Origin of the sequence: Paenibacillus sp. GCM10023250 (assembly GCF_042653205.1) — a bacterium.
In the GTDB taxonomy this organism is placed as follows: Bacteria; Bacillota; Bacilli; order Paenibacillales; family Paenibacillaceae; genus Paenibacillus_Z.
The window spans coordinates 25,384-32,201 of sequence record NZ_JBHSHY010000053.1 but is presented as its reverse complement, the minus strand read 5'-3'; the positions used below and the strand labels follow the sequence as shown (position 1 = coordinate 32,201).

Genomic DNA, 6,818 nt, shown 5'->3' with positions numbered 1-6,818 from the left:
CCAGGCCGCCGGGGCGGCGTCGGGCCGCCGAGGGCGGCGTCGGGGCGGCGCCAGGCCGCCGGGGCGACGCTAGGCCGCCGGGGCGGCGCCAGGCCGCCGGGGCGGCGTCGGGCCGCCGCACAGTGCCGCGCGATCCACGGCCCCGTTTGCCGGACACACGAGCCGCTATTTCCTCGAATACGGCCCATATCGCCATTAGCCGGACACCAGCGCGCTTATTGCCCCAAAATCACGTTAAAACCAAGAGGCCAGACCCAAATAACGGCGCTGGTGTCCGCGTAAGCGGAAAATCCGCGGGATTCGGCCAAATAACGGCTTTCCTGTCCGCCAAGCGCCGGAACCCAGGACCGGTGGGGCAGCATAAGCTTCGTCACTCGCATCAATGCTTCTTCGTTAAAGGCAAAAGGCTGGGAAGCCCCGAAGCTCCCCAGCCTTTTGTCATTCGCGTACTATTCTATATACAGCCATTCACCGTTTCCGCCGTTTTCGCGCATCCGTCCTTCATTAACGGCCTGAGTAGCTGCCTCCTGGTCTGACCTCCGTTACTTGATTCCTTTCCTTGCTTCCGTTCCTTGCTTCCATTCGACGTTCTTCATTCGTACTTCCCGCTATAAAATCGCAGCACGTTGGACGCAGCCCACCTCGCTTGCAAGCTCCATCTAACTAGCTCATGTTTGCAAAGCATTGTCGCCGCGATGCATTCGGCCCGGGAGCCGGGCGGCTCGTTATCGACGCTAGCGCTTTCTGATCTTTTTGCTACGCCACACGTTATTCCTGAACTTGACGGCTTCCTGGCCGCCCTGTTCGTCGTTCCGTTTCCCGGCTATACCGCTGCGTCCGTTTCCATCGGCGAATTGCGACTTGAAATTCGCGGTACGGCTGCGTCCGACGGCCGTTTGGCCGCCTTGGTTAGCGTTGTAGCCGACCTTGTGGTTGATCTGGCCTCCGCCTTCCGCCCGCTGCTCGATATGAATCTTGTTCCCGATGTGGACATTGTAAATATGGATGATTTTAACGAATCGCTTTCCCTTTCTATTGCTCATCATTCATCCTCCCATCCTATTTGTACACCATATGAATCTATCGGGGGAATGACTATGCGATTGTCCCTTGGGCATACATGCGATTCGTCGCCCCGGTGCCGGCTGATGACGGGCCAGTCTGGCCAAAAACGCATCGGCATATTGCAAAACGGTGGTGGCTAGTCGAACTGGAAAACGGAGCGCATGCGAGCGACCCGGCAAAACCTCCAGGTAACGCAAATCGCGGTGATGCCAGCGGAGTAAGCCCCGTCAGCGGACACACGATCCGCTATTCTCTTGAAAATCACGATTTCGGCGTATATCCGGCCATGAGCGCCGCTATTGCACCTGTACGCCGCCAAATCCCAGCCTTCCGGCGCCAATAACGGCGCTGATGGCCGCACAATCCGGAATTCCAAAGGTTTCGACCAAATAAGGCCTCTCCTGTCCGCCAATCCCCGGGGCCACGGGCCAGCAGCCCAACCACCTCCACGCCTCCGGCTTCGCCGGTTTCTTCAACTAATATCTGCAGTCATGCAGGCAAAAGGGGGGAGCGAGTTCAGAGGGGGCCGAGCCTCCGGTTGCGAAACGCGACAAGCTTTGGCGAGTTCCGGGGGGCGCCAAGCCCCCCAAACCAACATCGGGCATCAAGCTGCGGAAGAACGCCGCCTCCAATTCTTAATTCTTGTCCGCGCCAGCGGACAAAAACGGGCCGTCCCCGAAGCAAGCTTCGAAGACGGCCCCGCCGCAGGCACGCCCCTTCCGGGCCCGGGGACGGCGTCCCAGGGGTCCCCCTTAGGCAAGGGGGATTTAGGGGGCTGCGAAACGCTTTTAAGGCAGTGAAACGCTTTTAAGGGTTGCGAAACGAGGCCCCAGGGGGGAGAATCCCCCCCCCTTCCTCTCATCGCTCCGCGAGCAGCTGCTGCCGATACTCCGTCGGCGTCACGTTCATCTTCTTGCGGAACACCTGCGTGAAATGCCGCACGTCGCCGTAGCCGATGCGTTCCGCGATCTCGGCCAGCTTCAGGCCCTGCTGCCGCAGCAGCTCCTTGGCCTGCTCCATGCGCAGGCTGATGACGTAGTCCTTATACCCCTGCCCCGTCTTCTGCTTGAACAGCTGGCTGAAGTAGATCGGGTTCAGGAACACGACGGACGCGACCTTCTCGAGCGACAGCTCCTCGTTATAGTGCGCCTTCAGGTACTGCAGCGCGACCTCGATCGCCTTGTCGCCGCCTTCGGGCCGCTCGAGGCCGGGAACGGAGCTGGCCTGGCGCAGCTTCTTCACTTCCGCCGCGATGTCGTGGTAGTCCGATATTTTGCGCGACGCCGTCACGCGGAACGGCACCTTCAAGTAATGCCCGAGATGCGTCTTCAGCTCCGCGAGCAGCGCGTCCTGCGCCGCGGCGTTCGGGAAGTGGACGATCCCGAGCAGGCTCTGCCGGTCGAAATTCACGACGAACCCTTCCCCGTGGCGGTCCACCAGCTCGGAGAGCACGTTCTCGATGATGAAATGCTCCAGATGGACGGCCTTGACCGCTTCCTCGAGATGCGCGAGCACGAGATGATAATCCGGGTAGCGCTCGAACAGCGGCGCGATGTCCATGTTGCCAATGTCGAGCCCGGACGCGAGCCGCTGGAACACCGCTTCGCGCAGATACTTCAGGTTCCGCTTCATCATCTCGCTCTCCGCGGTCTGCTCGGACTCCGCCTTCGTCTCCGCGGTCAGCTGCGCGATGAGCTCGACGAGCCGCTGCTTGCCGATCGGCTTCAGCAGGTAGTCCCGCGCGCCGAGCCGCACGGCCGTCTGCGCGTAGGCGAATTCCGAGTGCGCCGAGATGACGACCCATTTCGCCTGCGGATAGCGCCGCCGCGACATCTTCATGAACTCCAGGCCGTCGATGCCCGGCATCAAAATATCCGTCAGCACGATGTCGACCGGGTGCTGGTCCATGATCTGCACCGCCTCTTCGGCGCAAGCGGCCAGATGGACCGTGATATCGGGAAAAGCCCGTTTGATCGTGCGTTTCACACCTTCGCGGATGACGTGTTCGTCATCCGTGATGAGGATGTTCGCTGTCAAGCGCAGCGCCTCCTTCCTTATGCAGCGGGAGCGGAATCGCGATGATCGCCGTCGTCCCTTGATTCGGCTCGCTCTTCAGAGCCAGCCCGTATGCTTCGCCGAACATGTGCTGGAGCCGCCGCTGGAGGTTGACGAGCCCGATGCCGCCTTCCCGGCGCTCGGACTCGGCGTTCACGTCCCGGACGGTATCGTCCTTCGCCCGCGCGAGCAGCGCGTTCAGCCGCGACAGCGTCGCCCGGTCCATGCCGGCGCCGTTATCCTCGATCAGGATGCGCAGCTGCCGGTCTCCTTCCTCCACGTACACGCGGAGGAGGCCCGGCCGATCGGACAACGGCTCGAGGCCGTACTTCACGGCGTTTTCGATGATCGGCTGCAGCGTCATTTTCGGCAGGACGATGCGCGACAGCCATGTCTCGCTCACGTCGACGTCCACCGTCAGCCGGCCTTCGAGCCGGGTCACGATGATCGTCAGGTAGTGCTGGATCTGCTCGATCTCCTCGCGCAGGGTGACAGCCGCGCCCGGCTCCCAATGGCTGCTGTAACGGAACAGCCGGGACAGCGACAGCACGACCTCGCCGAGCCGGTCATGGCCCTTCTCGTCCAGCATCCAATAGATCATGTCGAGCGTGTTGTACAGAAAATGCGGATTGACCTGCGACTGCAGCGCCTGCAGCTCCGCGTTCTTCTCGCTCACGGACGCCACCTTCACCCGCTCGATCAGCTCCGCGATGCGATTGACCATCTGATTGAACGACGCGACCAAAATGTCGATTTCCCGGTACGACGTCACGTTCAGCGAGCCGCGGAAGTTGCCGATCTCGACCTGCTTCATCTCCGAGATGAGCCGCTTGAGCGGCGACGAGAGGGTCCGGGAGAAGATCGTCGCGAGCAGCACCGAGAAGATGACGAGAATCGCGCCGACGATGATCAGGAACCGCTTCGTCTCCATCAGCTCGACGTTGAGGTCCTGGTCCGGCGTGACGCCGAGCACCGTCCAATCCGCGAACGGGAGCTGCGACGACACGACCAGCCGGCCGCCATGCTCCTCGACGACCGGCGCGCCCTCCTGCGGGCGCGGCAGGCTCCTCAGCCAAGCCGGATCCCAATGGTACGCGGTCGTGGAGATAATCATCCCTTCGCGATTCATCAGGTACACATCGCTGTGCTCGCCGAGCTTCAGGTTATCCATCGCGGCGATGATCGCCTGCGGGTTCGTCTCGAACAGGGCGATGCCGACCGGCCGGTGGTTGTTCAGGTCGTAGATCGGCCGGCCGAACGCGAAGACCGGCCGGTCGTCGACCCGGTCGATGATGGAATGGTCGAACACGCCGAGCCACACCATGCTGCCAGCCGACGACGAGATCTGGGCGTACCACGCGGTCGATTTGTAATCCGGGCTGATGACGCTGGCATAATTGCTGTAGTTGTAGACCTTGCCTTTATCGGTCAGCACGTGGATGCCGATGATGTCCTCTTGCGACAAAAAAGCGGCCCCCAATATATTGGTGATGGCCTGCTCATTAAAATAATCGACAGCGGGGCTGTCGATTTGGGGATTGCTCAGGATGCGAGCAAGATCGTTATTGCCGATGACGGCCTTCGACAGGCTGTCGTACCCTTTCAGCAGGAGATCGAACAAGCCTGCCGTCTGCGAGACGTTCTGCTTCGACAGGCTGCTGATCTTCTCATGAAATTGGACCGTCGTCCGGTTATAGTACAGGATGCTGACCGTCAGCACGATTGCGGACATGCTGATCAGGAACAGCACGAACAACCGGTATTGAATGGAATGTGATCCGCGCGTCACCGCCGTTACCGCCCTTCCGTGGCAGCATCCCTAGTTAAAGTCCTTACCCTTTGACCGCGCCGGCGACCATGCCTTTCGTAATCCGTTCGGAGAGGACGAAGTACACGAGCAGTACCGGCAGCGCGCCGAGCACGAGGAATGCGCCGATTGCGCCATAGTTGACGTTGTACTGGCTCACAAAAGTATATATGCCGAACGGGAGAGTTTTCAACTTCTCGGACGAAATGAACGTCGCGGCCATGATGTACTCGTTCCAGATCGTGATGAACGTCAGGATGACGACCGTCATGATCGGCGGTATCGAGATCGGCAGGATGATGCTGCGGAAGATCCGGTACACGTTCGCGCCGTCGATGAACGCCGACTCCTCGATTTCCGCGGGAATGCCGCGCATGAAGCCGCTCAGGATGAAGACAGAGATCGGCGTCGAGAAGGCGATATACGGCAGGACGAGCGCCCAGCGTGTATCCAGAATGTGCATGTGCTTGAAGATGACCATCAGCGGCAGCAGCGTCGCCTGCATCGGGATCATCATGCCCATCAGGAAGATGAGCGTCACGATCGGACCGTATCTCCACTTGAACCGCGAGATCGCGTAGGCGACCATGGAGCTGAGCACGATGACGCAGATCAGCGTCACGAGCGTGACGAACACGCTGTTGCCCAGGTATTGCAAGTAGTGACCGCTCTTGTAGGCGTCTTTATAGTTAGTCCATTGCGGCGTCGTCGGCAGCGAGAAGAAGCTGGAGCCGAGAATCTGCTCGTTGTTCTTCAGCGAGTACAGAATGAGCCAGAACAACGGATAAATTTGCGTGACCACGAGAATCGCGAATACGGCGTAGACGATTCCTTTCGATAATGCTTTCATGATTGCCGTTCTCCCCTCAGCTGTACTTCGCTTCGACTTTTTTGAACACGAAATTGATGACGACCGTAAAGACCAGGCACACGAACACGAGGAACGTCGCCAGCGCGCTTCCGTAACCGTACTTCAGGGACAGGAAGGAGCTGTTATACATGTGCGTGGAGATCGTATCCGTCGCGTGCGCAGGTCCGCCGCCCGTCATGACCCAGACGAGGTCGAACTGCTGCAAAGAGCCGATGAAGGCCAGCACGATGGAAATTTTGAAGATCGGCACGGCCATCGGGTACGTGATGTACCAGTCGGCCTTGAACCCTTCGGCGCCGTCGATCTTCGCGGCTTCGTACACGTCGGACGGGATGTTCTGCACACCCGTGAATTGAATGAGCAGGTGATACCCGAAGTATTGCCACAGCGATACGAAATACAAGCAGTACATCGCGATCTTCGGCTCCGTCAGCCAGCTGTGCGTCCAGCTGTCCAGGCCGATCGTCGTCAGGATGCCGTTCAGCATGCCGCCCATGTCGGCGGGGTTATAGATCGTCTTCCACAATTGCCCGATGATGACGGTGGACAGGATGACCGGCACGAAGTAGATCGAAACGAGCGTATTGCCCCGTTTCACGTAGCGGTTCAGCAAGCCCGCCATGAACAGACAGATCGGAATTTCCGCCATGGAGAACACGGCGTACAGCAAGGTGTGGCGGACAGAAGGCCAGAAATTCGCGTCGTGGGCGAACATCGTTTTAAAGTTGTCCAGCCCGATGAATTTCGCCTTATTGATGCTGTCCCAATCCAGCAGGCTGTCGTAGATCGAAACGAGAATCGGAACGAACACGAGACCGATGTACACAATCAGGCTCGGCAGGACGAATACTGCGATTGTACGGGCCGGTACTTTTAAAACATTCACTGGGGTTGCCTCCTGATTCTTAGCGGGATTGCGAGAAGCGCGCGGCCGGCGCGAAAGGCCGGCACGGTTTCTTCGGTGTCGAAAGGGGTCGGGGGCGGAGCCGCCGAAGCTGCTCCACCCGCGCCGCCCTAAAG

At 59.7% G+C, this 6,818-nt stretch carries 5 protein-coding genes; 1 reads left to right on the top strand and 4 read right to left on the bottom strand.

Translation table 11 applies throughout. The annotated features are described in order from the left end of the window. The first annotated feature begins 674 nt into the window (after positions 1-674). Positions 675-1,205: a hypothetical protein gene (locus ACFPB1_RS24770; protein ID WP_379228856.1), complete on the top strand. Its 531-nt coding sequence runs from the start codon at positions 675-677 to the stop codon at positions 1,203-1,205. Between the two features lie 718 nt (positions 1,206-1,923). On the opposite strand, the gene ACFPB1_RS24765 is transcribed toward ACFPB1_RS24770, so the two are convergent. The 4 genes from ACFPB1_RS24765 to ACFPB1_RS24750 are packed head-to-tail and all read right to left on the bottom strand — an operon-like array spanning position 1,924 to position 6,684. Next, complete coding sequence (locus tag ACFPB1_RS24765; RefSeq protein ID WP_379228855.1) at positions 1,924-3,102, bottom strand: response regulator transcription factor; 1,179 nt, start codon at positions 3,100-3,102, stop codon at positions 1,924-1,926. Then, positions 3,074-4,909, bottom strand: a complete 1,836-nt coding sequence (locus ACFPB1_RS24760; RefSeq protein WP_379228854.1) for a histidine kinase — start codon at positions 4,907-4,909, stop codon at positions 3,074-3,076. The genes ACFPB1_RS24765 and ACFPB1_RS24760 overlap by 29 nt, the downstream gene beginning before the upstream one ends. Before the next feature lie 43 nt (positions 4,910-4,952). Then, the gene (locus ACFPB1_RS24755) at positions 4,953-5,777 is read right to left on the bottom strand and encodes a carbohydrate ABC transporter permease (RefSeq protein WP_379228853.1); all 825 of its coding nucleotides are present in this window, start codon (positions 5,775-5,777) and stop codon (positions 4,953-4,955) included. Between the two features lie 16 nt (positions 5,778-5,793). Then, entirely contained in the window at positions 5,794-6,684 is an 891-nt protein-coding gene (locus ACFPB1_RS24750) for a carbohydrate ABC transporter permease (protein WP_379228852.1), read from the bottom strand. Positions 6,685-6,818 lie beyond the last annotated feature (134 nt).